30 protein-coding genes are annotated in these 21,007 nt (G+C 56.2%); 26 read left to right on the top strand and 4 right to left on the bottom strand.

Annotation, left to right across the window (positions count from 1 at the left end):
* Nucleotides 1-44: 44 nt before the first annotated feature.
* From ACUXAC_RS25845 to ACUXAC_RS25830, 4 genes are read right to left on the bottom strand one after another with little or no spacing between them, the layout of a single operon-like run.
* Nucleotides 45-446 carry an acyl-CoA thioesterase gene (locus ACUXAC_RS25845; RefSeq protein WP_172689994.1) on the bottom strand — a complete coding sequence of 134 codons (402 nt, stop codon included), beginning with the start codon at nucleotides 444-446 and terminating at the stop codon, nucleotides 45-47.
* Between the two features lie 22 nt (nucleotides 447-468).
* Nucleotides 469-1,191 carry an SDR family NAD(P)-dependent oxidoreductase gene (locus ACUXAC_RS25840; RefSeq protein WP_172689995.1) on the bottom strand — a complete coding sequence of 241 codons (723 nt, stop codon included), beginning with the start codon at nucleotides 1,189-1,191 and terminating at the stop codon, nucleotides 469-471.
* Nucleotide 1,192: 1 nt separating this feature from the next.
* Nucleotides 1,193-1,711, bottom strand: coding sequence for a hypothetical protein (locus ACUXAC_RS25835; RefSeq protein ID WP_172689996.1), 519 nt, complete (start codon nucleotides 1,709-1,711; stop codon nucleotides 1,193-1,195).
* A gap of 14 nt (nucleotides 1,712-1,725) precedes the next feature.
* Nucleotides 1,726-2,310, bottom strand: coding sequence for a helix-turn-helix domain-containing protein (locus ACUXAC_RS25830; RefSeq protein WP_164120216.1), 585 nt, complete (start codon nucleotides 2,308-2,310; stop codon nucleotides 1,726-1,728).
* 251 nt (nucleotides 2,311-2,561) lie between these two features.
* Here ACUXAC_RS25830 and ACUXAC_RS25825 point away from each other — a divergent pair, with 251 nt between their 5' ends.
* The 26 genes from ACUXAC_RS25825 to ACUXAC_RS25700 all read left to right on the top strand — a co-directional run bounded on the left by ACUXAC_RS25825 (nucleotide 2,562) and on the right by ACUXAC_RS25700 (nucleotide 21,004).
* Nucleotides 2,562-2,759, top strand: a complete 198-nt coding sequence (locus ACUXAC_RS25825) for a TraY domain-containing protein (RefSeq protein ID WP_164120215.1) — start codon at nucleotides 2,562-2,564, stop codon at nucleotides 2,757-2,759.
* A gap of 99 nt (nucleotides 2,760-2,858) precedes the next feature.
* The gene (locus tag ACUXAC_RS25820; RefSeq protein WP_149543229.1) at nucleotides 2,859-3,161 is read left to right on the top strand and encodes a hypothetical protein; all 303 of its coding nucleotides are present in this window, start codon (nucleotides 2,859-2,861) and stop codon (nucleotides 3,159-3,161) included.
* Nucleotides 3,162-3,171: 10 nt separating this feature from the next.
* Nucleotides 3,172-3,468 (top strand): type IV conjugative transfer system protein TraL, encoded by a 297-nt coding sequence (gene traL / locus ACUXAC_RS25815; RefSeq protein WP_164120214.1) that lies wholly within the window; start codon nucleotides 3,172-3,174, stop codon nucleotides 3,466-3,468.
* 9 nt (nucleotides 3,469-3,477) lie between these two features.
* Nucleotides 3,478-4,053, top strand: a complete 576-nt coding sequence (locus ACUXAC_RS25810; RefSeq protein WP_454267048.1) for a TraE/TraK family type IV conjugative transfer system protein — start codon at nucleotides 3,478-3,480, stop codon at nucleotides 4,051-4,053.
* Nucleotides 4,043-4,762, top strand: a complete 720-nt coding sequence (locus tag ACUXAC_RS25805) for a TraK domain-containing protein (RefSeq protein ID WP_170853456.1) — start codon at nucleotides 4,043-4,045, stop codon at nucleotides 4,760-4,762. The genes ACUXAC_RS25810 and ACUXAC_RS25805 overlap by 11 nt, the downstream gene beginning before the upstream one ends.
* Nucleotides 4,752-6,095, top strand: a complete 1,344-nt coding sequence (locus ACUXAC_RS25800) for a TrbI/VirB10 family protein (RefSeq protein WP_454267046.1) — start codon at nucleotides 4,752-4,754, stop codon at nucleotides 6,093-6,095. The genes ACUXAC_RS25805 and ACUXAC_RS25800 overlap by 11 nt, the downstream gene beginning before the upstream one ends.
* Complete coding sequence (locus tag ACUXAC_RS25795) at nucleotides 6,095-6,454, top strand: hypothetical protein (protein ID WP_172690000.1); 360 nt, start codon at nucleotides 6,095-6,097, stop codon at nucleotides 6,452-6,454. Before ACUXAC_RS25800 ends, ACUXAC_RS25795 begins: the two co-directional genes overlap by 1 nt.
* Nucleotides 6,429-6,893 (top strand): hypothetical protein, encoded by a 465-nt coding sequence (locus tag ACUXAC_RS25790; protein ID WP_241389640.1) that lies wholly within the window; start codon nucleotides 6,429-6,431, stop codon nucleotides 6,891-6,893. Before ACUXAC_RS25795 ends, ACUXAC_RS25790 begins: the two co-directional genes overlap by 26 nt.
* 43 nt (nucleotides 6,894-6,936) lie before the next feature.
* On the top strand, nucleotides 6,937-7,146 hold the full coding sequence (locus tag ACUXAC_RS25785; RefSeq protein ID WP_170853452.1) for a hypothetical protein: 210 nt from the start codon (nucleotides 6,937-6,939) through the stop codon (nucleotides 7,144-7,146).
* 68 nt (nucleotides 7,147-7,214) lie between these two features.
* Nucleotides 7,215-8,153, top strand: a complete 939-nt coding sequence (traV, locus tag ACUXAC_RS25780; protein WP_454267044.1) for a type IV conjugative transfer system lipoprotein TraV — start codon at nucleotides 7,215-7,217, stop codon at nucleotides 8,151-8,153.
* A 10-nt stretch (nucleotides 8,154-8,163) separates the two neighbouring features.
* Complete coding sequence (gene traC, locus ACUXAC_RS25775; protein ID WP_454267043.1) at nucleotides 8,164-10,773, top strand: type IV secretion system protein TraC; 2,610 nt, start codon at nucleotides 8,164-8,166, stop codon at nucleotides 10,771-10,773.
* Nucleotides 10,770-11,045 carry a hypothetical protein gene (locus ACUXAC_RS25770; RefSeq protein ID WP_172690005.1) on the top strand — a complete coding sequence of 92 codons (276 nt, stop codon included), beginning with the start codon at nucleotides 10,770-10,772 and terminating at the stop codon, nucleotides 11,043-11,045. The genes traC and ACUXAC_RS25770 overlap by 4 nt, the downstream gene beginning before the upstream one ends.
* Before the next feature lie 23 nt (nucleotides 11,046-11,068).
* Nucleotides 11,069-11,485: a hypothetical protein gene (locus tag ACUXAC_RS25765; protein WP_454267042.1), complete on the top strand. Its 417-nt coding sequence runs from the start codon at nucleotides 11,069-11,071 to the stop codon at nucleotides 11,483-11,485.
* Nucleotides 11,479-11,829, top strand: a complete 351-nt coding sequence (locus ACUXAC_RS25760; RefSeq protein WP_172690007.1) for a TrbI F-type domain-containing protein — start codon at nucleotides 11,479-11,481, stop codon at nucleotides 11,827-11,829. The genes ACUXAC_RS25765 and ACUXAC_RS25760 overlap by 7 nt, the downstream gene beginning before the upstream one ends.
* Entirely contained in the window at nucleotides 11,829-12,488 is a 660-nt protein-coding gene (gene traW, locus ACUXAC_RS25755; protein ID WP_454267041.1) for a type-F conjugative transfer system protein TraW, read from the top strand. The genes ACUXAC_RS25760 and traW overlap by 1 nt, the downstream gene beginning before the upstream one ends.
* The gene (locus tag ACUXAC_RS25750; RefSeq protein ID WP_454267040.1) at nucleotides 12,485-13,315 is read left to right on the top strand and encodes a DsbA family protein; all 831 of its coding nucleotides are present in this window, start codon (nucleotides 12,485-12,487) and stop codon (nucleotides 13,313-13,315) included. The genes traW and ACUXAC_RS25750 overlap by 4 nt, the downstream gene beginning before the upstream one ends.
* The gene (traU, locus tag ACUXAC_RS25745; protein WP_454267039.1) at nucleotides 13,312-14,313 is read left to right on the top strand and encodes a conjugal transfer pilus assembly protein TraU; all 1,002 of its coding nucleotides are present in this window, start codon (nucleotides 13,312-13,314) and stop codon (nucleotides 14,311-14,313) included. The genes ACUXAC_RS25750 and traU overlap by 4 nt, the downstream gene beginning before the upstream one ends.
* The gene (gene trbC / locus ACUXAC_RS25740) at nucleotides 14,283-14,738 is read left to right on the top strand and encodes a type-F conjugative transfer system pilin assembly protein TrbC (RefSeq protein WP_454267038.1); all 456 of its coding nucleotides are present in this window, start codon (nucleotides 14,283-14,285) and stop codon (nucleotides 14,736-14,738) included. The genes traU and trbC overlap by 31 nt, the downstream gene beginning before the upstream one ends.
* A gap of 80 nt (nucleotides 14,739-14,818) precedes the next feature.
* The gene (locus ACUXAC_RS25735; RefSeq protein WP_454267037.1) at nucleotides 14,819-16,660 is read left to right on the top strand and encodes a conjugal transfer protein TraN; all 1,842 of its coding nucleotides are present in this window, start codon (nucleotides 14,819-14,821) and stop codon (nucleotides 16,658-16,660) included.
* The gene (traF, locus tag ACUXAC_RS25730) at nucleotides 16,660-17,442 is read left to right on the top strand and encodes a type-F conjugative transfer system pilin assembly protein TraF (protein WP_454267036.1); all 783 of its coding nucleotides are present in this window, start codon (nucleotides 16,660-16,662) and stop codon (nucleotides 17,440-17,442) included. The genes ACUXAC_RS25735 and traF overlap by 1 nt, the downstream gene beginning before the upstream one ends.
* A gap of 18 nt (nucleotides 17,443-17,460) precedes the next feature.
* Nucleotides 17,461-17,811 carry a hypothetical protein gene (locus ACUXAC_RS25725; protein WP_454267035.1) on the top strand — a complete coding sequence of 117 codons (351 nt, stop codon included), beginning with the start codon at nucleotides 17,461-17,463 and terminating at the stop codon, nucleotides 17,809-17,811.
* Between the two features lie 21 nt (nucleotides 17,812-17,832).
* Nucleotides 17,833-18,177, top strand: a complete 345-nt coding sequence (locus ACUXAC_RS25720) for a hypothetical protein (RefSeq protein ID WP_342172900.1) — start codon at nucleotides 17,833-17,835, stop codon at nucleotides 18,175-18,177.
* Nucleotides 18,174-18,746, top strand: coding sequence for a DUF2726 domain-containing protein (locus ACUXAC_RS25715; protein WP_342172899.1), 573 nt, complete (start codon nucleotides 18,174-18,176; stop codon nucleotides 18,744-18,746). The genes ACUXAC_RS25720 and ACUXAC_RS25715 overlap by 4 nt, the downstream gene beginning before the upstream one ends.
* Complete coding sequence (gene trbB, locus ACUXAC_RS25710; RefSeq protein WP_241389624.1) at nucleotides 18,743-19,324, top strand: type-F conjugative transfer system pilin assembly thiol-disulfide isomerase TrbB; 582 nt, start codon at nucleotides 18,743-18,745, stop codon at nucleotides 19,322-19,324. The genes ACUXAC_RS25715 and trbB overlap by 4 nt, the downstream gene beginning before the upstream one ends.
* Nucleotides 19,321-19,644, top strand: coding sequence for a hypothetical protein (locus ACUXAC_RS25705; RefSeq protein WP_454267033.1), 324 nt, complete (start codon nucleotides 19,321-19,323; stop codon nucleotides 19,642-19,644). Before trbB ends, ACUXAC_RS25705 begins: the two co-directional genes overlap by 4 nt.
* The gene (locus ACUXAC_RS25700; protein WP_454267031.1) at nucleotides 19,631-21,004 is read left to right on the top strand and encodes a conjugal transfer protein TraH; all 1,374 of its coding nucleotides are present in this window, start codon (nucleotides 19,631-19,633) and stop codon (nucleotides 21,002-21,004) included. The genes ACUXAC_RS25705 and ACUXAC_RS25700 overlap by 14 nt, the downstream gene beginning before the upstream one ends.
* Nucleotides 21,005-21,007 lie beyond the last annotated feature (3 nt).

Here is a 21,007-nt window from a genome sequence, read left to right as displayed (position 1 = left end):
TAGCTGTCATAATATCACTTCATAGAAGATGTGCACTTTTGTATTTATCTAGATTGACATCTAACTTCTAGTAATTTATTAATTGGATCAGGAATTATTGGTCGGCCTTCTTTCAAGCATACTGCTGTTACATATGCTTCGGCACATATTTTATCCATGACAAAAATCCTCTCGTGAAAAATAAATTTAAATTTTCCTTCTTTCCTTGATAAATCACAAGAAACAGTTAGTCTATCATTTGAATAGAGGCTCTTTTTATAACTTATTGACATGTTGGTCATTGTGTATATAAAACCTTTTCTAAACTCAAGTTCTATATCGATCCCTGCCACTTCTTTTAAATAAGAGTGTCGGCACCATTCCATATAAAATGGGAAGTATAAGCCATCAACTACTCCCTGAAAATCTAGATGTTCATTAATTACATCATATTGCTTTGTGTACATTTTCAAATCCTCTTGATGTTTATTATCTAAAGTACAAACCTCCGTTAATGTTGATTGTTTCTCCTGTTATATGTCTTGCTGCTTCTGATGCAAGAAATACCGAAATGGCACCTATGTCTGCTGGAGTAGAAATGGATTTTACAGGTATTTTATTTTCAATCATGTTTGCCCCTTCTTCTCCTAAGCAGTCTAATATTTCAGTTTCAACAAATCCGGGTGCAATGCAGTTGGCTGTGATACCTTTACTTGCGTACTCTAACGATATAACTCTCGTCATCGATTCAATTGCCGCTTTAGATGCGCAATAATGAGAAAAGCCCTTTTGTGGCATTCCAGCTAATACACTCGATATATTAATTATCCGTCCAAACTTATTTTTAGACATGTTCTTTATAAATTTCCTGATTACTCTAAATGTACCATAAAAATTAACATTGAAAATTTCCTCAACATCTTTTTCGGAAATTTGCATAAACAATTTTGTGTTGGCTATACCAGCATTGTTGATAATAATGTCAGGTAAAAGGTTGAGTTCCTTTAGTTGGGCTTCTGCCTCATCTATTGAAGTCTGACTAGAAACATCCAAGAATACTGGGGTAAATCCATCCCTCTTTAAATTGGCTAGCTCTCCTTTGTTTCTCGTTGTTGATATAATATTATAAAGTTCTCTAGATTTTAAAAACTCATTTGCTATACCTAAACCAATTCCTCGATTAGCTCCAGTTATTAACACATTTCTCTTCATTTTACATTTCCTTTATTTTAGGTTGAGATATAGCCTCTCTAAATAATTTTAGATGGCGTGACAAAAATTCTGTTTTAAGTGTTTTCTCATAGAACCTTTTATCATCAACATGGCCTCCAAAGACGATTGATTCACGATATTTACCTTTGCATATGGCAATTCCGATTCCATGCGCAATATTATAGGACGACCTGAAATCTGATAGGTCTTGTTCTTCTCCTTTTTTATGTGGTACGTAATCCCAAACAGTTATAATATGACCATTATCTTCTCTTAAGTCATGTGTGCGCTCGAAGGCATACTTATAAATTGGGCAAACGTTAATTAAATGATTGTCAATAAGTTGCTTTTGCCAATCACAGTTCGAACAGAAATAATCCTTTATGTTATCATTCTCATAAAGATATGTTAAGTAGGTGCATCTTATCGATTCTCTTAGCTTATCAAACGCAATATCTATTTCAAGGATATCACCCAAAGTATATTGCGTCATGACTGTTTTTTTATTAATGATTTCCATTCAATTCATCCCTTTTACGACTGTTTTCTCACCCATATTACTTCATATATCTGATGGGGAAGATCATTTTCTTGTGTAACGATATCTGATCTGTCTATATAGTATATTAAGCTTGTCTCCTTATCTTTTTTTCCGAAAATAAATTCCGGTGTGTCTTCTCTCATTAGTGTGTATAATTTTAACTCGTGTGTGAAAGAGTCTCTTTTAATAATCCCGATAAAATCTCCTGTTTTTATATATGGGGAAAATCTGTTAGTGGTTGCTGTTATAATTTTAGAGTTTTGATTATTCTGCAAGAAATACGCTGACTCTTTAACTGCTGTGATATTAGATGCCAATCCTTCATGTTCTATAGGCTGCATTCCGTCACCACTAATCACCCAGTCATAACTTGATCTAACCCCTTTCAATCTATAGAAGTCTAATAAAACCTTTAGGTATCGCAGACTTATCTGCGATTGATTATTTTCAAAAGTTGAGAGTGAAGCGGATTTGATTTCTCCATTCGTTTGTAATTCGACCTCTTTTCTTGTCAATCCACATCGCTCTCTGATCGACCGAAGTCTATCACCTATCTCTTTATTTTTATCTCTTTTCACAGGGGCTCCTCCTAAAACCCCTGATATTACAAAAGCATAGTGATGATAACAAATTTGCTCTTGACAAAGTTAAAGCATGTAAATATAACTCTGTAGGAGTTTTTAATGATGATGATGGGGTTTTTAATTCATTGCCTGTGCTTTTTGGAGTTATCTTTGGGTGTTTACTAAAAACATAGCTTCCTAAGCACATCTTATGCCTCTTTTTGTCTTTATGTGGATTCTTTTTTTACATAATCATTTGGTGTTTAATGAAAAAATTAACTTCAAATCATGAGTTTAGGAACGTTACGCTTACCCTTGAGATCAATGCCAGGGTTAACGAACTCCTTTCTCGTTCGGCTGAGCGCTCAGGGCGCACCAAGCGTCAGGAAGCCTTGTTGAGACTTGAAGACCACCTCAATGAGTTTGTTGATATTGCTGCCACCGGGAAAAGATTTAGTAGGTGACTATTTTAGTTGTTAATAAAAGGAGGTCCATTACCCAGAGCCTTTAATCAGTTATACGCATATTCATTTTTTTATTTCTTTAACCTTGAGGATTTTGCCATGCAAGGAAAAGTGGCTTTGTACCTGAAGAACCCGCTCTTTTTGGGTGCGGTAGCTATGACTGTACTCATGCTGGCGCTGATGTTAATGCCGGCTACTGAAGCTTATGCCAAGGATTATTTTGCCAAGGCTAAAGGGGATGTGAAGGCGACATTCGGCGCGGGGAGTGCGGTTGTTTACGTTATTTATTTCGTCGAAATGCTGGCGGCGTTGTGGATGTTTATTAAATCGAAAAGCCCGGCGGTATTCATCGGTATCGTTGCCGTCCTGCTGTTCGTTAACGTCGTAACTGGCTTGTTTTAACGGGTGAACTATGGAACAGCGTAACCGGTATGTCTTTCCGGCTACGCTTTCCGAAGCAAAGCGTTGGTTTGGATTGCCCCGCGACGAATTTGTTCTCTATATACCGCTGTGCGCGCTGACCATCTTCGTCAATATGTGGATTTTCGGTCCAACGGTTTTTGCGGCTTTTTTCGGAATGCGTGCCTTAAAGAGAGGGAAGGGCTCCAGCTATATGCTCAGCCTTGCCTATTGGTTCCTGCCTACCAGCTGGCTTCGACTTTTTGTTGATGTATTGCCAGAAAGCTACAAACGTCACTGGATACCCTGAGGTCACCCCATGGAATATAACCTGAAGTCCCGCCGTGACCGCAATCTGGCGCTGGCGTTGGTGATTATGCTAATTATCGCCGCTATCAGCGGACTGCTGGCGCATCGGCTTTATTCCGATAACCGTGCGCTCACCAACGCGCTGCTCAACAACCGACAACTGATTATTTTACCGATGAGCGCCAACAGCGAATTCGGGTTTGTGGGTGAGCGCGGTGATGCGCGCTATCTGCGATTGATGGCGCTCAGCCTGGTCAATTTACGCCTCAACATCTCCAGCGAGACGGCCGATGCCGCACACAAGCTGCTAATAGCTTACGCCTGCGAAGGGCAAAAGAAAGTGCTTGAGCCAGCCCTCAGCGCGGAGCGCAGGAGTCTTGCCATGAATGAAGGCAGCTCGGTCTTCTATCCCAACAAAATTCAGGTCAATGCAGACAAGGGCATCGTTGATGTCGCCGGCAATCTGCAGTTCACCTACGGTATGAACGATGTCCGGCCCGTTGAGAAAAAATATCGCATTCGCCTGGACACGCGCAATGACGGCATGTGCTTCAACGCCTTTGTGGAGGTGCCCGTTGAACAGTAAATCCCTGGTGATTTCCGCTGCGCTGTTTGCCTTTGCCGCGCAGGCTCAGGAAGTGGATATCAACCCCAATGCACGCGTTGCGGTCACCGTCAGCACCACCGACCCCAACTACATCACCGTGAACGATGACCGGGTAAAAGGCATTCTGGCCACCCGCGGTGTCATCACGCAGCAGGCCGTCAACGATGCCGGCGGACTGGTGTTCGCGACGGTTCACGACAAGCCCTTCACGCTTTATGTCACGACCGAAAGCGGCTTCACCTTTTCGCTTTACGCCACGCCACGCCGGCAGGCCGGGTTGTCGCTCATCGTCAACAACAAGGCCATTCGTGGCACGGCGCAGGCCGGTGCATGGGAAGCCGATAAGCCCGGGTACAGTGAGCTGATTTCTCAGCTTGTCTCGCGTTTTGTCAATAACGACATGCCGGCCGGGTTTGTCTACACCAAAAACCGTGAGGTGCCGTTATCCGCGTCGGTTCTGCAGGCATTCAGGGTGCGCCCTGTATCAGCCTGGCAGGGGGATCGGCTGCGCATCGTCCGGCTGGATATCACTAACCGTAGCGCAGGGCGCATCGAACTCAACGAACGTTATCTCTGGAGCAAGGGGGTCATGGCCGTCTCTTTCTGGCCGCAGCTTGATGTCATCTCACCCGGCGTGACCGTCTCGGCCATTGTGGTGTTGAAGGAGGGCGCTGCCGATGAACATTAACCGTTGGGTCAAGGGAAAGCAGCAGAAACTGTTTACCGTCATCATCGCCGGCGTCGTCGTTTTCGTCGCGCTGCTCTGGTATCTCAACAAATCCACCGGGGGCGGCGCAGCCGGCGCTGATGATGTTACCGGTGGTGACGCGCCCGCCGAACCCGACCTGACCGGTCAGGTGGTGAACACGTTTGAAGGCGCACAGGGGGGCGTGCTTTTGGATTCGCAGCAGCGAGAAAGGGAAGCCAACAAGGCCGTCGCCGACCTGAAGGACATGGTGGCTGACTTCAACAAAAAACTCAGTGACGTCAACAGCGAGAATGCCGAGCTGAAAGGCCGTATCGACGACATGCTTACGCAGATGCAGGCGCTCAAGTCGAAAGAACAAACCACCGCGCCGGCGGCAGCGGCCGGGCAGGGCCAACCTGCTGCCCAGTACCGTCTTCAGCCCCCGCCTGTTGCGCGCGGGCAGCTCGATAACTTCACCTTTGATTACAGCAAGGTCGACGCGGCAAAAAAGCCCAAGCCCGATAGTTTCTATGTGCCGTCAGGCACCTTCTCCAACGCCATCATTCTCGAAGGCGCTGACGTCAACGCGTCCGTTTCCGGGGAAGAGCACCTCAAGCCGATGCAGTTCAAGCTGACCGGCATGGCGCACCTGCCCAACAACAAGCGCCTGGGCAAGCTCGACAACTGCTTTGTGACCGCCGGCGCTTTCGGTGACGTCTCCAGTGAACGTGCAGAGGTGCGCGTCAAATCGCTCTCCTGCGTGGTTGGAGACAAGCATATCGATATGGAAGTGAAGGGGCACGCGGTGTTCTACGGCAAGGCCGGCATCAAGGGTGTGCCCGTGATGCGCAACGGCAAAATACTCGGCCTGGCCTTCGGGGCCGGCGCCCTGTCAGGCATTGGCCAGAGCGTTCAGCAGGTGGGGCAGACCGTTGCCGGCGTGGGGGCAACTTCAACCATATCCGGCGGCGACGTGGCCCGCGCCGGTCTGGGGGGCGGCGCCAGTACGGCGGCCACCAAGCTGGCCGACTACTACATCCAGCGTGCCGAGCAGTACCACCCGATTATCCCGATTGGCGCTGCCAACCGCGTGGAAATCGTGTTTACCGAAGGTTTCAGGGCGTCGTTTATCGAAGACCAGGAAGCGAGCGAACAGGCGGCGCAAAAAGGCGCGGCAACCCACACTGCAGATACGACCACCGCCGCGCAGGGGAACAGTGACCTGCCGCCAGAGCTTATCGGCAAACTCGGTGATGCCGAGTCTCTGCAAATCAATGATTTTATCACACCTGAAGGCGCGCAGAGTGCCAAACCGGCACAAGGAGGGAGTTGATGCGTTCATTTACTTATCTGGCACTCATTGGCGTTGTGGCTTTAGCGTCCTGGGTTGGCTACAACGCCGGCATAACCGTAGCAGCAAATGACGCGGCCAAGTCTACGCAGCAAACGGCAACTCTACTGAATGAGAGTGAGCTTCACGAAGTAGCCGCGGGCGACGAAATAGTGCGTGAGGTGCATAACGTTGCCGACTCGGAAACGCAATCGCTTTTGCTGGCGCAGTTGGAGGTCATGCGTGAACAGCTGGCAGAGACCAAGGTCATGCTGAGCAGGCTGCAGGTAATGTCCTCAGCCTGTGAAACAGCGAAGACAGCCGAAGGTGAAAGCCATGAGTCCCACCATGATGGCCAATGAGCAGCGTAACAGGCTGAACCAAATCGGACGACTTGGCCAGCGATATGCGCGCTTCGAGAAGTTCAGTCAAAGGTCGCTCATCGTCGCCGCTTTGGCCACTTTGGCCTACGTGGCCTTTGTTGGTCTGGTGGTGAGCGAGCAGGTGGCGTCCTTACGGGATTTTATCGTAATGCTGCGTTCGCCCGATTCGGACCCTTTGGTCATGCACAGCCAGTACTTTTTGTGCGCGATTGCGCTTTGGGCGGTTCTGGCTCTGGGGGTGCAAGCCCAGATCAGGCGAAAAATTACGGTCTTGCTGGCGCACTACGTTCCCCGGATACCGGAGTGGCACCAGGCGTTACTGGAACTTGCTCACGAAGACAGACTGACGCCCCGCCAACTTTTGACATGGGTGAGGGAGGAGGCCTGCCTTCTGCAAAGCGATTCTGAACGTGCGTAAGCAACGGCAGACATTCATATAGGAAAACGGAGGGCGCAGCCCAATGCACCAACACAAAAATTACGATACCGGCCTGTCCACGATGCTGACGAGTGCGCCACACAACATGGCTATCTCCGGGGCGTGCGGCGTCGGGGAGGTCACTCTGCCGGATGCGTTGATCGTCGATGGTGATATGCAGCGCCGATGGATTATTGAGCTCGGCCAGGCGCTACGCGCCGATGACGCTGCCGCTGAAAACCCCACGCTGTAGCCGGTCGCGGAGTCACCCACTCTACTTTCTGGTCTCCGGGAACGGACGTCACCAACAGGAGTTGAAGCATGAATATTCTCGGTATCACAACCAGTCCCAAATCTCGTCAGCTGTTTGCGAGCGACTGGACGCATCATCGCGGCGCTCTGGCGCTGCGCATCATTGAGCAGGAGTTGTTCGCGATGCTGTTTGGCTTTCTTGCGGTTATGGGGGTGATGGGCATTGGCATGATCGCCCAGCCGGTACTGAATGGCGCGGATACGCTATTCACCGATCATCTTGCGCCAGATGTTCTGGCGAACAGCCTTGTCGAGTTGACGCTAATGGCGCTGTTCGCCGGCACTTATCTCCTCCTTATGAAATTTTCGCGCGACTATTACCACGCAGCCGAGCTCGGATTCCCCAATATCGAGGACTACTATAACGATTTCAGCCCTCGCGCACGGCTGCGCTCGCTGCAGGCACGTCAACAGGCAGCAGCGCAGGGGGGGGCCGTCGCGATGCGTAAGTCTCTGGTGTTTCTTCCCTTGCTTCTGACCGGCTGCGCCGGCATGAACTCCGAGTTCGAGTTCGACAAGCCAGCGCGGGATACCGGCGTCTGGATGTCCCAGGCCGATGAAATGACCTCTGCATCCGCTGGCAAGCCCGGTAACGCCGGTGGCAAGGGCCTCAACCTCGCGGGCTATCGGCTAATAGATACCGGGCATGTGCGGCTGGATGTTCAGCCGGCGCTGGCAGGGGGCGTTGCCGCGCCTGCGCGCGCAGGCGCGGGCGCTTCGGTGTTTACTTCCGCGTCGCAGGCCCGTTCCGGTGTGGCTGTCCCCACCGCCACCGGTGTCTCATGCAACAGCCCGCGCTGCTATCCCGAACCCGCGTCGGCGTTTCGCCGGCCCGATGGCGTGGCCCGCATCTGGATAGCCCCCTACGTTTCTCCCGATGACAACGTCCACATGGGCGAGGTCGTTTATACCGTCACCAAGCCTGCCAACTGGCACGGCGTGTTGTGAGGTCTGAAGCATGAAGTTCGACCTTTCCGGATTGAAGTTCAACCCGCTCAACATCATTGATGATGTCGCCAGCATTCTCGGTGACAAGGAGACCGTGCGCGAGACCCAGAAGATGCTGGATGATATGGATTACCCCCATATCCGCGACCTGCTGCCGTTCGCCGACTACATGAGTGAAGAGAAAATCTTCATCAACAAGGGCTCCATCGGGTTTGTGCTCGAGTCCCAGCCCCTCATCGGGGCCAATGAGCAGGTGGTCAACAGCCTGGAGGCGCTGTTGCAGGAGTCCGTACCGCGCGGCACGCCCTTGCAGGTGCTGATGGTCAGCAGCGGGGCGCTGCAGGAGCAGATTGACTATGGCCTAAAGGACTTCGGCTGGAGCGGGTACCGCGCCGACGAGTGCAACGACATCAACCGGCGCTTCGCGCTGCATGGCGCCCGCCACGGTTTTCCCAACGGGCTCGGGCACCCGCTGACGCTGCGCGACTATCGGCTGTTTTTCACCTGGGCGCAGAAGGTTCGCCGCGTGACCGAGGCTGACCTTATTCATGTGAAGGAAGTGCGGCGAACCCTTTCTAACGCCCTGGTGGCGGCCGATATCTACACGCAGCCGGCGTCGGCTGACGATGTCATCGGCGTGATGCGTGAACTCTGCAACCACGATGTGGCCCGCCTTCCGAGCTATGAAAAAGCGTACGACCCGCAGTCAGACCTGACAGCGCAGATGGTCGATAACAGCACCTCGTGGCTGGTCAAACCCGGGTATATTCGGATATCGGGCACGGATGAGCAGGAGCGGGATTTTTCCAGCCGCATGGTCTGCATGAACCTGGACCGCAACCCGCATGAGCACTATCTGTGGCAGAACGGCAATCTGCTTGCCGACCTGGCATCGCCGACCAGCAGTATCCAGTGCCCATTCCTGTTCAGCATGGTACTGGTCACCGACGAGCAGGTGAAAAGCCAAGGGGAAGCCAGGAACCGCTTCCTGAGTCTCGACAGTCGCGTCAACACGCCGTATGCCAGGTATATTCCGGGCGTGGTCCGCCAACATCAGGAATGGAAAGGTCTGCGGACCGAGCTGGACGCGGGGCGCACGGCGCTGACGCGCTATTTCTATGGGCTGACGTTCTTCTGCGACGACGATGATGACGTCATGTCCAGGCAGACAGAAAACACCAAGAAGGCCTTTGCCCGCCAGGGGGTGAAGATGGTGCGCGCCGACTACATGCAGGTGCGTAATCTGCTGGCGACGCTGCCGTTCACCATGGCCGACGACAAGCTGTGGCGCGACCTCAACCGCACCGGTGCCACGCAGCGCGCGGAGTGCTTCCACGCAGCCAACCTGATGCCGGTTATCGGCGACAACAAGCTGTCAAACGCCGGGATACTGCTGGCAAGCTACCGCAATCAGGTGGCGTTCCTTGACGTGTTCGATGAGAACCTGCCCAACGTCAATTACAACTGGTACCTCTCCGGTACCTCCGGTGCCGGTAAATCAGTGCTGGCTCAGGCGCTCGCGCGTCAGGTCAGCGACAGTGGCGGCTACGTTGCCATCACCGATATCGGTGACTCCTACAAGGCGTTCTGCAGCAGCATCGGTGGCGACTACATCAACGGTGAAAACCTGCGATTCAACCCGTTCGCCAACGTCACCGACATCAAGCTGGCCGCCGAGCGCATACGCGACCAGCTGTGCATTCTGGCCAGCCCCAGCGGCTTGCTGGATGAGGTGCACGAATCCCTGATGATGGAGGCCATCACCACGCAATGGCCGGAATATCAGCAGGGCATGCGCATCGACCATGTGGTGGATTACCTCAAAAAGCGCCAGCGTGACGTGGCGCTGAAAAGCGGTCCGCAGATAGCCGGACGTATCGACGAAATGGTCACGCTGCTCAACAAGTACACGACAAAAGGGGTTTACGGCGAGTACTTCAACAGTGACCAGCCGACGCTCGGCCACGACCTGCGCTTTGTGGTTACCGAACTTGGCGACCTGCGAAGCCGTAACGACCTGTTGTCGGCCGTGCTGTTCACGCTGATGATTTGGTCGGAAAACCTGATGTACTCAACGCCGCGCAACCTGCGCAAGATGAGCATCATCGATGAGGGCTGGAAGCTGCTGGGCGGGTCGAACGTAAAAATCCGCGAGTTCATCGAAGAGGGTTATCGAACGGCCCGCCGTCACAACGGCTCCTGCGGTACGGTGACCCAGTCCATCCGCGACAAGAACCTCAGTACCGCCTCGCTGGCCGCCTTTGACAACAGCTCCTACAAGTTCACCGGCAAACAGAATGCCACGGCCTTCGCCATGTTTGAAAAGGAAGAGCCGAACGCCTTCTCTGAGCACGAGTGGGCACTCATCAAGAAGTTTCCTGCCGCAGGCAAGGCCAAGTACAGCTCGTTCCTGGTCAGCATCGAAGAGTCCAGCAGCTTCCATCGCCTGCTGCTCGATCCGCTCAGCGACAAGCTGTTCTCGTCCAGGGGGGAAGACTTCACCTACCGCGAAAAGCGGCTGGCGGAGGGGGCGGATATCAAGGACATCCTGTTCGAGATGGTCGAGCGGGATGCGAACAAGCGGCGTGAGTTGCACGCACTGCTGAAAATGCCGTTATGACCGCGGTTGAGCGAGTGCGCCGGGCGCTGCGCCGTCATCCGGCCGTTGTGCTGACTGTGTCGATGGCGGCCATCGGCCTGATGGCAGTGCGGGATATGGGCACGGGGGAATTCATCGCGGCCTTGCGCGCGCTGCTGGTCGCCGGACTTCTGGCGGCCGCAGGGCTGGCGCTGCGGTATCAATGGGCGGGCAAGGGGTATCAAGCAGTAAGTCTGCTGCGCCTGGCCCTGGGGCTGTGGGTGTTTGCCGGCGTTGCCGGTCTGCTGGCGTAGACAACGCTTTGACGGAGGGAAAGATGCATCACACAAAATCGACGGTGGCAGAGCGGCCACCGCTGTCCGCAAGCTTTATCGCCACCGAGTGGTTTCGCGGCGTGGGGTATGCGCTGGTAACGCTGTTTATCTTCGGTACGGCCTGGCTGTTTGGGTTACTGGTCATTGAGGGGGCCGAGGCGCTTATCAGTGGCAGGGCATTTAAGTCTCTCGATGCATTTACGCAGTCGGTACTGCCCATTGCGATGGTGAGCATCGGTGTGGTGGGTGCAGGGGCGTATATCGCTGAAAGCTTCAACAGGCTGAGTCTGGCGGCATTATTGCGCCTTGTCTTTATATTGATGCTGGTTGTCAGTCTTGGTGGGGCGATGATTACGGTTATCTCCGAGTTCCATCATCGTCCGCTTCATTGCAATTGCCTTGGAGGTCCGGGATGGTGACACCTCGCGAATACTGGCTGACCGGGTTTGTCTCGGTGGTGTGCGCCGTGCTGGTGACGGCGGCACTCTGGCTGCTGCTGTTGCAGCCGCCCAAACTGGTGACCTTCGACATGAAGGGCACAACCGACAGGTTTTTGCTGCAAAGCGCGCGTCTCAAACTCAGCGATGACGAGCGCACCGCGCTGCTGCAGCGCTATAACCAGAAGCTCAATCAGGTGCTGACGGCGCGGGCCGCAACGCAGCATGAGGTGATTGTGGTCAGCGCCGCCGTGGTGGCCGGCCTGCCTGATGTGACGCCGCAGATACGCAAGGATCTCGCTGCCGCCATGCAAGGAGGGCAGTGATGCGCCGCGTACTGGTTGCCCTTTGCCTGGCGCTGCCTTCGCTGACTCAGGCGGCCAACCTCGGCACGGTGGGCGATATCTGGCCCATCCGGGAGCATGACCTTTTGAGCGTTATTCGTGAGCGGCTCGGTGAGCATTTCGCCGGGAAAACGCAGGAACGTATCCAGCAGGAACTGCGTGACCGCGTCACGGATAGCGTGTTGAACCCCGCCCCTATCGAGGGGGTGCGGCGTGCCGAGGCCAGGGTGGTGCGGACGTTCGATCCGTCGTTCGTCGTGCAAAAAGACATTGCAGACGACAAGGGGAACGTGTTTGCCCGCAAGGGGCAGCGGGTGTCGCCGTTCGACGTGCTGCCGACCTTCAACCAGACGCTGGTGTTTATCGACGGGCGCGATGCCGCGCAGCTCACCTGGTTCAGGCAACGCCCACGGCCGGGCGTGATGGACAAGCTCATCCTGGTCGGCGGCAACATCAAGGACAGCAGCGACGCGCTGGACGTGCGCGTCTATTTCGACCAGGGCGCCGTGCTGGTCAACAAGTTCGGCATTCGCCGTGTGCCGGCCATCGTTGACCAGATGCCGGGGAAAAAACTGCTGCGCATCACCGAAGTGGCCGTGGCCGATGACGGCCAGGAAATCAAAAAAGGACCCAAATCATGAAGATCAAGACGACTGCACAGGCTGTCGTGGTCAGCGTCGCTGCAGCGCTGTATTCGCAGTTGCCGGCATACGCTTCGCCAGGCGCGGTAACCTTTACCCCGGAGCAGCAAGCGGCGATTGGCCAGATTGCCGCGGACTACCTGCGTGACCATCCCGATCTGCTGGTCGAGATGAGCGAAAAGCTGCAGCAGCGTGAAAATGTTGCCGAACAGCGCCAGGCGCTGGATGCGGTGCTGGCGCAGCAGAAGGTTTTGTTGGATGCGGAACAGGCGCCGACCGTGCGCCCTGACGGTGACGTCACCCTGATCCAGTTTTTTGACTATCAGTGCATCTGGTGTTCGCGCATGGCACCGGTGGTAGAGGCAGTAATGGACAAGGACGCCGCGTTGCGGGTGTCCTTCCGGGAATATCCGATTTTTGGTGAACGCTGGCCGCTTTCCCGCGACGCCGCTATCCGAGGAGTGAGCATCTGGCGGCAACAGGGGGCTGACGCCTATGCCCGCTATCACCATGCGCTATTCAAGACGGGACACGCCGAGGGGCAACTGACGCAGGCGGATATTCGGCAGGCTACGCAGCTGGCGGGGGCCGATGTGCAGAAGGTCGGCAGCACGGTCTCAGGCATCGGGGCGGAAACAGACCTGAAAGGCAATGCGGTACTGGCCGGTGATCTGGGTATCAGCGGCACGCCGGCGTTTATCGTGATGCCAACCCAACATGCCAACGCCGACAACACATCGGTGATGTACGGCGCGGTGGATGCGTCCACGCTGCAGGCGGCCATTGCAAAAGGGCGCGGCAAGACCGCGGGCAAGGCGGACAAATGAAACGCCCTGGCTTGGCCGGTGTTGCAGTGGCGCTTGCCCTGGCTTTGGGCAGCACCGCTGCCCAGGCGAAAGATCCGACCTGCGACGGTCGCTGGATGAACCCCATCACCGATATCTGCTGGAAGTGCCTGTTCCCGATGACCATCGGCAAGACCGAACTGTCCAAAGGCGACCTGACGGATACCAGTAACCCCAGCTCGCCGATACAGCTTTGTCCGGCGCCGCCGCCGCTTTTTCAGCGACCCGGTATCGCCATCGGGTTCTGGGAGCCGTTCGCCATCAGTAACGTCACGCGTGCGCCCGGCTGCATGGTCAATATGGGCGGGTTTTCCATTCCCATCCCGAAGGTGGGTACCGGTACGGGAACCAAGTTGGGCGTGAATAATCCCGGCACCTTCTATCACGTTCACTGGTACAAGTACCCGCTCATCAGCTGGCTCAACATCATCACCTCCGTCGGCTGCATGCAGGGCGGTGAATACGACATCGCCTACATGTCGGAGCTTGATCCGATGTGGAAAGATGACTCGCTGGCGCTGTTTATCAGTCCGGAAGCGATCTTGTTCGCCAATCCGGTGGCACAAATGGCCTGCGCAGCCGATGCCATCGCCGCCGAGGTGCGCAAGCCGCTGGATGCGCTGTTCTGGTGTGCCGGCGGCCACGGCTCGATGTACCCGTTTTCCGGCAACCTGGTCAACGAGAGCAGCGGCCTCAACAGCGGCATTTTGCTGACCGAGCGCATGAATTTCAAACTGCACCGCCAGGGGATGATCTGGGACACCATCGGTGCCAACCGGGCGGTCTGCCACGAGTATCCGACCGTCATCATGCCCAAAAGCCGCTACCGCTATCAGATGGTCAACACGGTGCCCGACGCCAATGCGTGCCATCCGCTGGGGCGCAGCGTGATGCGCTGGCAGCTGGGCAAAGAGAAGCCAACCACCAAAAAGAACTACGGGTACCTGATATGGAAAAAACGAAATTGCGTCGTGCTCTGATGCCGGTGGCGTTGATGCTTGCCCTGGGGGCGCAGGCGGAGGAACGCAGCCGTCCGCTTGACCACACGCCGGACGAGGTCGCCTATTTCGTCTCGTTCTCCATTCCTGAAAAAAGCCTGGTTGCGCTGCTGCGTGCGGCGCAGCGTGAGAAGGTGCCGGTTTACCTGCGCGGGCTGGTCAATGACGACATGAAAACCACCGCGCAGGCGGTGTACCAGCTGGAGAACAAGTATGGCGTGGGCAGCGTCAATATCGACCCGCTGCGGTTCGCTCACTACGGCATTGCGAGCGTGCCGGCATTGGTCAGGCGCTGCGGCGAGAAGTTTGATGTGGTGTACGGCAATCTGGCCGTGCGCGACGGGCTGGAGCTTATCGATGCGCGCGGCGAGTGCGCCAAAACGCGCAGCACCCAACAACCACAATAAAAAGAGCAGGACCAACACCGGGGTTTTCAACACCAGGGAAACCCCACGACAGAGAGCCGGCAGGGTGGCACGGAGGTGATATGACAATACGAAACGCGCTATCTCGCACACTGCTCGGCAGTCTGCTGGCAGCCTGTGCAGCTACCCCTGCCATTGCCGGCGATAACGACATGAACGAGGGTGAGGCCGCCGCAGCGGCGGCGCTCAGCGGTGCACAGCAGGGGGCCGGGCAGGTGAAGCCGGAGCAGTATTTTGACCGTTACACCGATAACCCGCCGGAAAGCGGCTATTACCAGGGCGGGACGCAGACGGATACCGATATTGGCGCCAAAGGGCAACAGGCGCTGGCACAGACCGAGCTCGGCAAGGAGATGCGCAAGTCCTTTATCAACAACCCCGCCGACAAGATTGATTACGACTCCGACATGATTAAACGCAGTGACGACATCCGCAAAGACGCGGACGTCATCGCCGCCGGCGTCGGGCCCAAATGCGTCAGGCAGGTGGTCAACAAGGTCAGCTATACCTCGCATGCGTGTGAGAAGGCGCAGTCGGTGACCGCGCAATGCCACAACACGGCCAACATTGTCGGCAGCGTTACGGGCGGCAAGGAGACAAAATCATTTGAAGTCACCTTGTCGGATTTGCCTTACCAGATTTACGGGGACGCGGTGCACATCACCGTGACCCCCCCCATGAGCGGGCGGATTGTGCATGCGTCCTACCGATATCCCAGGGTGGCCGGCAATCAGCGCACGGATATCAGCCTGCTGGGAACGGCATTGTATTACCACGGATGGACCGAGCAGTCCGGTGCCGACTTTTGGCCGGCGCAATCGGAACTCGTTGCCGGCCAGGCTTTTGAAGCCACGCATGGCGACATGCAATATGTTCACGGCTCTGGCGGTGCGCGTATTCGCCACCAGTCTCCTGTCCCGGCCACCCTCCACTTTGATCTCGAGGTCGACACGCGCGTGTTTACGACACGCGTAGAATGGACGCCCAGCTGCGGCGTGGACAAGGAAAATGCCGTCATGCTTCGGGAATATTGTTCCCAGGGCGCGGAAACCCGCACGGTCTGGGATAACGGCGTGGCGTATCCGGTCTATCAGGACTGCTGGCAGACCACGCAAGACTGGCAGCTCTATGAGAGTGATGACAACAGCTGCGGGCGCTGGGAGAGGGACAGGAACTGCACGGTCGGCACCCGCCGCTGCCTGCAGAAAGTCGGCGACTTTTGCGTACGCGAATCGCTGAGCTACCAGTGCCAGCACACCGTCAGCGGCGAAGGCTGGCTGTGCGGCGACAAATTCTATTGCGATGACGGCAGCTGCGCGTCCATCAAGGACGAGAAGAACAACGACTTCAAGGCGGCCGTGTCTCAGCTGGCTGCGCTGGCGGCGGCCGGCAAGGACGTGGCCGGGCTTGATCCGGAACGTATTCGCTTCTTTACCGGCAAGCCCATGTCGTGCCGCAAAACCGCCATCGGGTTCAGCAACTGCTGCAAGGGCGGCGGTTGGGGGCACGATGTCGGGCTGGCGCACTGCAACGATGAGGAAAAGGCCATCGGCAAGGCCAAGGAACGCAAGCTGGTTATCGATGTCGGGGAGTATTGCTCGAAAAAGGTATTGGGCGCCTGCCTGCAGAAAAAACACAGCTATTGCGTCTATGACAGCCTGCTGGCGCGCATCGTGCAGGAGCAGGGCCGCCAGGGCCAGTTGGGTATCGGGTTTGGCAGCGGCAAAAGCCCGGACTGCCGCGGCATGGTGATGGGCGAGTTCGAACGGCTCAAGTTTGACCGCATTGATTTCAGCGATTTCTACGACGAGCTGCAGGGCAAGGTGAAGCTGCCCGACCAGGATGTGCTCTCTGCGCGTATCCGTGAGCAAATCAGTCGCAACATTCAAAAAGGAAGCAACTGATGAAACCGCGCAATCAGTTACTGGTTCTGATCTTGCTGCTGGCGCCGACGCTGGCAGTGGCGGAACAAAATGATGAACCCCAGGGGTATGTCGATAAGCCCGTCAAGGGCTGGTACTGGTACGACAAGAAGACCAAACCGCCGAAGAACGCGCCGCCGGCGCCTGCATCAGCACCGCCGCCCGCATCACCCATCGAACGGCTTGCGCGTATCGAGAAAATACGCAAGGAACTGCTTATCACGGCGGTACTCGATCCGCAGCCGGAAAACATACGGCGCTACAAGGTGGTGCAGGATTTTCTGGTCAACAAGGCCAGCGCATTCAGCGCCACCTGGCAGAAGGTGCTGCTGGACTACCCGGAGCTGGACTACAACCTCAAGCACCCCTTCTACAACGGGGCAGCGCCTATCGAATACGCCAAAGAGCGCCAGGCGCAGGCGCGCGCTATCGACCAGGTCAACCAGCGCTACGGGGTGTTTTTATTCTATCGCGGCCAGGAGCCGCTGGATAACAAGCTGGGCAGCGTGGTGAAGGAGTTTGCCGCGCAGTATGGGTTGCACCTGGTGCCGGTGAGTATCGATGGTCGCATCAGCGCGGATCTGCCGGACAGCCGAAGGGATACCGGGCAGGCCAAAAAGATGGGCATAAAACATTTTCCGGCCATCTACCTGGTGGAGCCGGGGACGGGAACCTACAAGCCGCTGGCCTACGGTTTTATCACGCAGGATGACCTGGCACGGCGCGTGCTGAATGTCGTCACCGATTTCAAACCCCGGGACTGAACGAAAAAGGAGCATGACATGACAAAACGACACATTACCGCCGCAGAGGTTGAGCGAGATGCGCAGGGGTACTGGACGCACCCGGCGATGCGCGCGGTTTATCTGGAAACCGCCGCGGACTTCTCGGGCTGGTTGCGCGAGCAGGATCTGGAAGCGTGGGTCATGCTGATGCGCGATGAAGACCCCGCGCTGTTCCTGGCCGGCTTTGATGACGAGGATTGGGATGCATGCGGCTGGATGCCACGACCGCCGGCCGGTAATGGCTGGTTTCTGGGCTCGTTGCACGATCACGACGATGGACCCGTGTGTATCTGGCTGCGTCCGACGGCGTCCCTATGGCGTGATGGGATTGAGCGAGTTGATCTGTAATCCATAAATAGAGGAATACCAATGAGAAAACTCACATTTGTATTGATAACGCTGCTGTCAGTCATGGTGTACGCAGAAAAATACGGCGTGGCCGCCATCAAAGCGATCTCGTCCGAGTCTACGTTGTTCGCGTATGGCATGGCGTCACAGGCTGTTTCCGCGGGGAGTCCGGCGTCTCAGCTTGTGCTGGTGCTGATTGCCGTCGCTTTGATTGCCGCGTTGCTGGTCGCGAGCCTGGTGACCGCTGCCGCCGTGTTTGCAGCCTATGACCTGATCGCCGCTCTGACGGCGGCGACGATGGCAGGCGCACACGAGGTGTGGAAATTGGCCTTGCCGAAGCTATGCGGGCGGGGAGGTGATAAGTGAACAACTGGACGACGTCTTTGTCTCCCTCTGGTGCCCTCATTGGTGCGGCTTTTTTTCTTTTCGTGCTTTTTATCTTTCTGTTGGCATTCATCAAGAAAGCAGACGGAAAAGGTGCCAAGACAGCGCCTGGCAAAGGGATGTCTGCCCGGCTGCAGGCGCAGGGCGATGCCTGGCAGCGCAAGCCGTTCATGACGGACAGTGAGCGACAGTTTCTCCGCGCGTTTGAGGTGCATGCTTTGCCGCTGGGTTTTCGGGTATGTCCGCAGGTTCGCCTCTGCGACATCGTCACTGTGTCGGCGCGGTACAAGCCCGGGAGCCGGGAGTATAACGCCCTGTTTCGTCAGATATCGCAGTGGCACTGTGACTTCGTGTTGGTGCGTCATGACGATTTTACCGTGCTGGCCGTTATCAAACTCGACGACCTTTCGCACCATCGTCCGGATCGGCGACGTCGTGATGCCATCTTTGATGATGTTTTGAAGACGGCTGGCATTCCCTGTTGGCGCGTGTGTCGTCCGAACGAGTTTCTTGCCACTGCCCCGGCGTGGCTGCAGGAGCTGGGCGTATGACGACACGTAAACGCTGGAGCGTGCTGGCCGCAGTGCTGCTGGTCGTGGCGTCCGTCGCGCACGCCGGGCTGCGCGACGAGCTGCAGGCGCTGGAGCAGGGAAAGCCGGAGGCCTTGTCTCTCGGTGATGCCGGGCGCGTTTCGCCGGCAGCGGGCGTGCAGGGGAAAGACAAGAAGGCTGCCGCGCCCAGGCGCGGACGGGTTGACTACCGGCTGCGCGACGGTCGCAGCATCAATATCGCGCAGTGGCAGGTGGTGCATTTCATTCGCTCCGACTGCCCGTACTGCCACCAGTTCAATCCGGTGCTCCGGGCGGTCAGCGCGCAGCTGAACCTGCCGGTGTTTGTCTACAGCTTCGACGGCAAGGGCGATGCCACTTTCCCCGACGTGTTGCCGGCCAATGACACCGTGATTAACGACTTCTTTGCCGAACTGCCAAAGGCCACGCCCACCGACTTTCTGGTCAACCGCGAAACGCTGGTTGCCATTCCGCTGTCGCAGGGCGCCATCAGCGACGAGGTGCTGAAGCAGCGTATTGACGAGAGCTTTGCCATGGCGCTGCGCATGGGGGTGCTGTGAGGGCATTTATCGCGCAGCCGTATCGCCAGATGGGCTATGCGGTCTTGCTGGTACTGGCGGCAATGGGGCTTCGGGGGTGGTGCGCCGACATGGTGTGGCTGTCGCTGCACCTGCCGGGGCTGGAATGGCTGGCCGCCACAGCGCTGCCGGTGCTCCGCTGGGACGGGGTGATAAAGGTGCTCATCTGGGCGGGCATGGGGCTGGCGCTGTTGGCAACGGTGGTGTTTTACGTGCAGCTGTTGCTTGCAATTTTCCGCAGCGCGCGGCGGCTGCTTAACAAATTCGGGGCGGACGGGAGACGCAAAAATGAGAAAAAATAACCTCGGCGGTCTGCTGGCAGCAGGTGTCTTGCTTGCCTGCAGTGCGCAGCCGTCGCACGCCGGCATTCAGGGTGACCTCAACAAATTCTTTGACCAGATGGGCGACGGCGGCGCCAACGTGACGCAGGCGGCGGCCTGGCAGGGGCAGTCGGCGGGCTATCTGACCGGGGGCAACCTCTTCATGCGCATGCCGGTGCGTAACATCCAGCTGATTTCCGTGACGCTGCCCGACATCAAATCCGGCTGCGGCGGCATTGATGCCTATCTGGGGTCATTCTCTTTCATCAATACCGACCAGCTCAAGATGATGGGCAAGCAAATCCTCAGCAATGCCGTGGGGTACGCGTTCGACCTGGGGCTGGAAACCGTGTGCCCGCAGTGCAAGGCCATCAAGGACAATCTGCAGAACATGCTCACTTCCATCAACAACATGAACATCTCGACCTGCCAGGCCGCGCAGTCGATTGTCGGCGGCCTGTGGCCGAAAACCCAGGAAGCCTCGAAGAAAATCTGCCAGGACATCGGCGGCCAGCACGACATGTTCTCGGACTGGGCGGCTTCGCGGCAGGGGTGCGGCGTGGGTGACGAGACCGACAAGGTGTTCAGCAAGGCGACGCCGGAAGAGAAAAAACGCATTCCCCGCAGTCGCAACCTGACCTGGTCCACCTTCGAGAAAATCAATCAGTTCATCAGCGACGACAGGGAGCTGAAGGAGCTCGTCATGTCGATGGTGGGCACGGTGATATACGACGAAAAGGGCAATCCCACGTTCCTGGCACCCAGGGGCGGCAGCGAGGCGCTGTGCAATACCCTGCTGAACGGTGGCACCGCCAAAATCTACCGCTGCAACGAAAACAGCGAGTGCCTCAAGCCCTCGGCCAGTGAGTTTACGCTATCGCCTGACAAGGGCATGACGTCGCGCGTGCGCAACATCATTCAGGAGGTGTTCCGCAAAAGCCGCAGTGACGCCAGCCTGACCAATGAAGAGAAGGCTCTGGTGGCCAGTACGCGCGTCAAGGTGCTGCGTTACACCATTGACTCGGCATCGCTGGGGCTGGATGCGACGGTGGTGACCTCGCTCTCGGAATATATCGCCGCCGATATGGTGATGACCTACATAAACGGCCTGCTGGATGTGGCCGAGACGGCGGCGTCGGGCACCCTCAATACCGAAGACGAAAACGCGCGGTTCCGCGAGAACCTGCTGTCGGTACGCAATCAGCTGGGTCAGCGCGTGCAGCGCATTCAGGTGCAGCAAAACGGCGTGATGGAACTCGAGCAGAATCTGGGGTACATGCGCCAGCAGCTCTCCAGCAGCCTGACCGACAAGACCCTGAGCAACTACGAATTTGGAGGCTGACGG

The sequence above is a fragment of the Serratia sp. 121840015-1 genome (genome assembly GCF_053627655.1).
The sequence above is the reverse complement of the archived record's forward strand: the minus strand, read 5'-3'. Positions and strand labels throughout refer to the sequence as shown.

Bases quoted from the DNA above. Each gene is read 5' to 3' on its own strand.
- ACUXAC_RS25845 (WP_172689994.1), bottom strand. From the start codon at position 446: ATGTACACAAAGCAATATGATGTAATTAATGAACATCTAGATTTTCAG.
- ACUXAC_RS25840 (WP_172689995.1), bottom strand. From the start codon at position 1,191: ATGAAGAGAAATGTGTTAATAACTGGAGCTAATCGAGGAATTGGTTTA.
- ACUXAC_RS25835 (WP_172689996.1), bottom strand. From the start codon at position 1,711: ATGGAAATCATTAATAAAAAAACAGTCATGACGCAATATACTTTGGGT.
- ACUXAC_RS25825 (WP_164120215.1), top strand. From the start codon at position 2,562: ATGAAAAAATTAACTTCAAATCATGAGTTTAGGAACGTTACGCTTACC.
- ACUXAC_RS25820 (WP_149543229.1), top strand. From the start codon at position 2,859: ATGCAAGGAAAAGTGGCTTTGTACCTGAAGAACCCGCTCTTTTTGGGT.
- traL (WP_164120214.1), top strand. From the start codon at position 3,172: ATGGAACAGCGTAACCGGTATGTCTTTCCGGCTACGCTTTCCGAAGCA.
- ACUXAC_RS25810 (WP_454267048.1), top strand. From the start codon at position 3,478: ATGGAATATAACCTGAAGTCCCGCCGTGACCGCAATCTGGCGCTGGCG.
- ACUXAC_RS25800 (WP_454267046.1), top strand. From the start codon at position 4,752: ATGAACATTAACCGTTGGGTCAAGGGAAAGCAGCAGAAACTGTTTACC.
- ACUXAC_RS25795 (WP_172690000.1), top strand. From the start codon at position 6,095: ATGCGTTCATTTACTTATCTGGCACTCATTGGCGTTGTGGCTTTAGCG.
- ACUXAC_RS25790 (WP_241389640.1), top strand. From the start codon at position 6,429: ATGAGTCCCACCATGATGGCCAATGAGCAGCGTAACAGGCTGAACCAA.
- ACUXAC_RS25785 (WP_170853452.1), top strand. From the start codon at position 6,937: ATGCACCAACACAAAAATTACGATACCGGCCTGTCCACGATGCTGACG.
- traV (WP_454267044.1), top strand. From the start codon at position 7,215: ATGAATATTCTCGGTATCACAACCAGTCCCAAATCTCGTCAGCTGTTT.
- traC (WP_454267043.1), top strand. From the start codon at position 8,164: ATGAAGTTCGACCTTTCCGGATTGAAGTTCAACCCGCTCAACATCATT.
- ACUXAC_RS25770 (WP_172690005.1), top strand. From the start codon at position 10,770: ATGACCGCGGTTGAGCGAGTGCGCCGGGCGCTGCGCCGTCATCCGGCC.
- ACUXAC_RS25765 (WP_454267042.1), top strand. From the start codon at position 11,069: ATGCATCACACAAAATCGACGGTGGCAGAGCGGCCACCGCTGTCCGCA.
- ACUXAC_RS25760 (WP_172690007.1), top strand. From the start codon at position 11,479: ATGGTGACACCTCGCGAATACTGGCTGACCGGGTTTGTCTCGGTGGTG.
- traW (WP_454267041.1), top strand. From the start codon at position 11,829: ATGCGCCGCGTACTGGTTGCCCTTTGCCTGGCGCTGCCTTCGCTGACT.
- ACUXAC_RS25750 (WP_454267040.1), top strand. From the start codon at position 12,485: ATGAAGATCAAGACGACTGCACAGGCTGTCGTGGTCAGCGTCGCTGCA.
- traU (WP_454267039.1), top strand. From the start codon at position 13,312: ATGAAACGCCCTGGCTTGGCCGGTGTTGCAGTGGCGCTTGCCCTGGCT.
- trbC (WP_454267038.1), top strand. From the start codon at position 14,283: ATGGAAAAAACGAAATTGCGTCGTGCTCTGATGCCGGTGGCGTTGATG.
- ACUXAC_RS25735 (WP_454267037.1), top strand. From the start codon at position 14,819: ATGACAATACGAAACGCGCTATCTCGCACACTGCTCGGCAGTCTGCTG.
- traF (WP_454267036.1), top strand. From the start codon at position 16,660: ATGAAACCGCGCAATCAGTTACTGGTTCTGATCTTGCTGCTGGCGCCG.
- ACUXAC_RS25725 (WP_454267035.1), top strand. From the start codon at position 17,461: ATGACAAAACGACACATTACCGCCGCAGAGGTTGAGCGAGATGCGCAG.
- ACUXAC_RS25720 (WP_342172900.1), top strand. From the start codon at position 17,833: ATGAGAAAACTCACATTTGTATTGATAACGCTGCTGTCAGTCATGGTG.
- trbB (WP_241389624.1), top strand. From the start codon at position 18,743: ATGACGACACGTAAACGCTGGAGCGTGCTGGCCGCAGTGCTGCTGGTC.
- ACUXAC_RS25700 (WP_454267031.1), top strand. From the start codon at position 19,631: ATGAGAAAAAATAACCTCGGCGGTCTGCTGGCAGCAGGTGTCTTGCTT.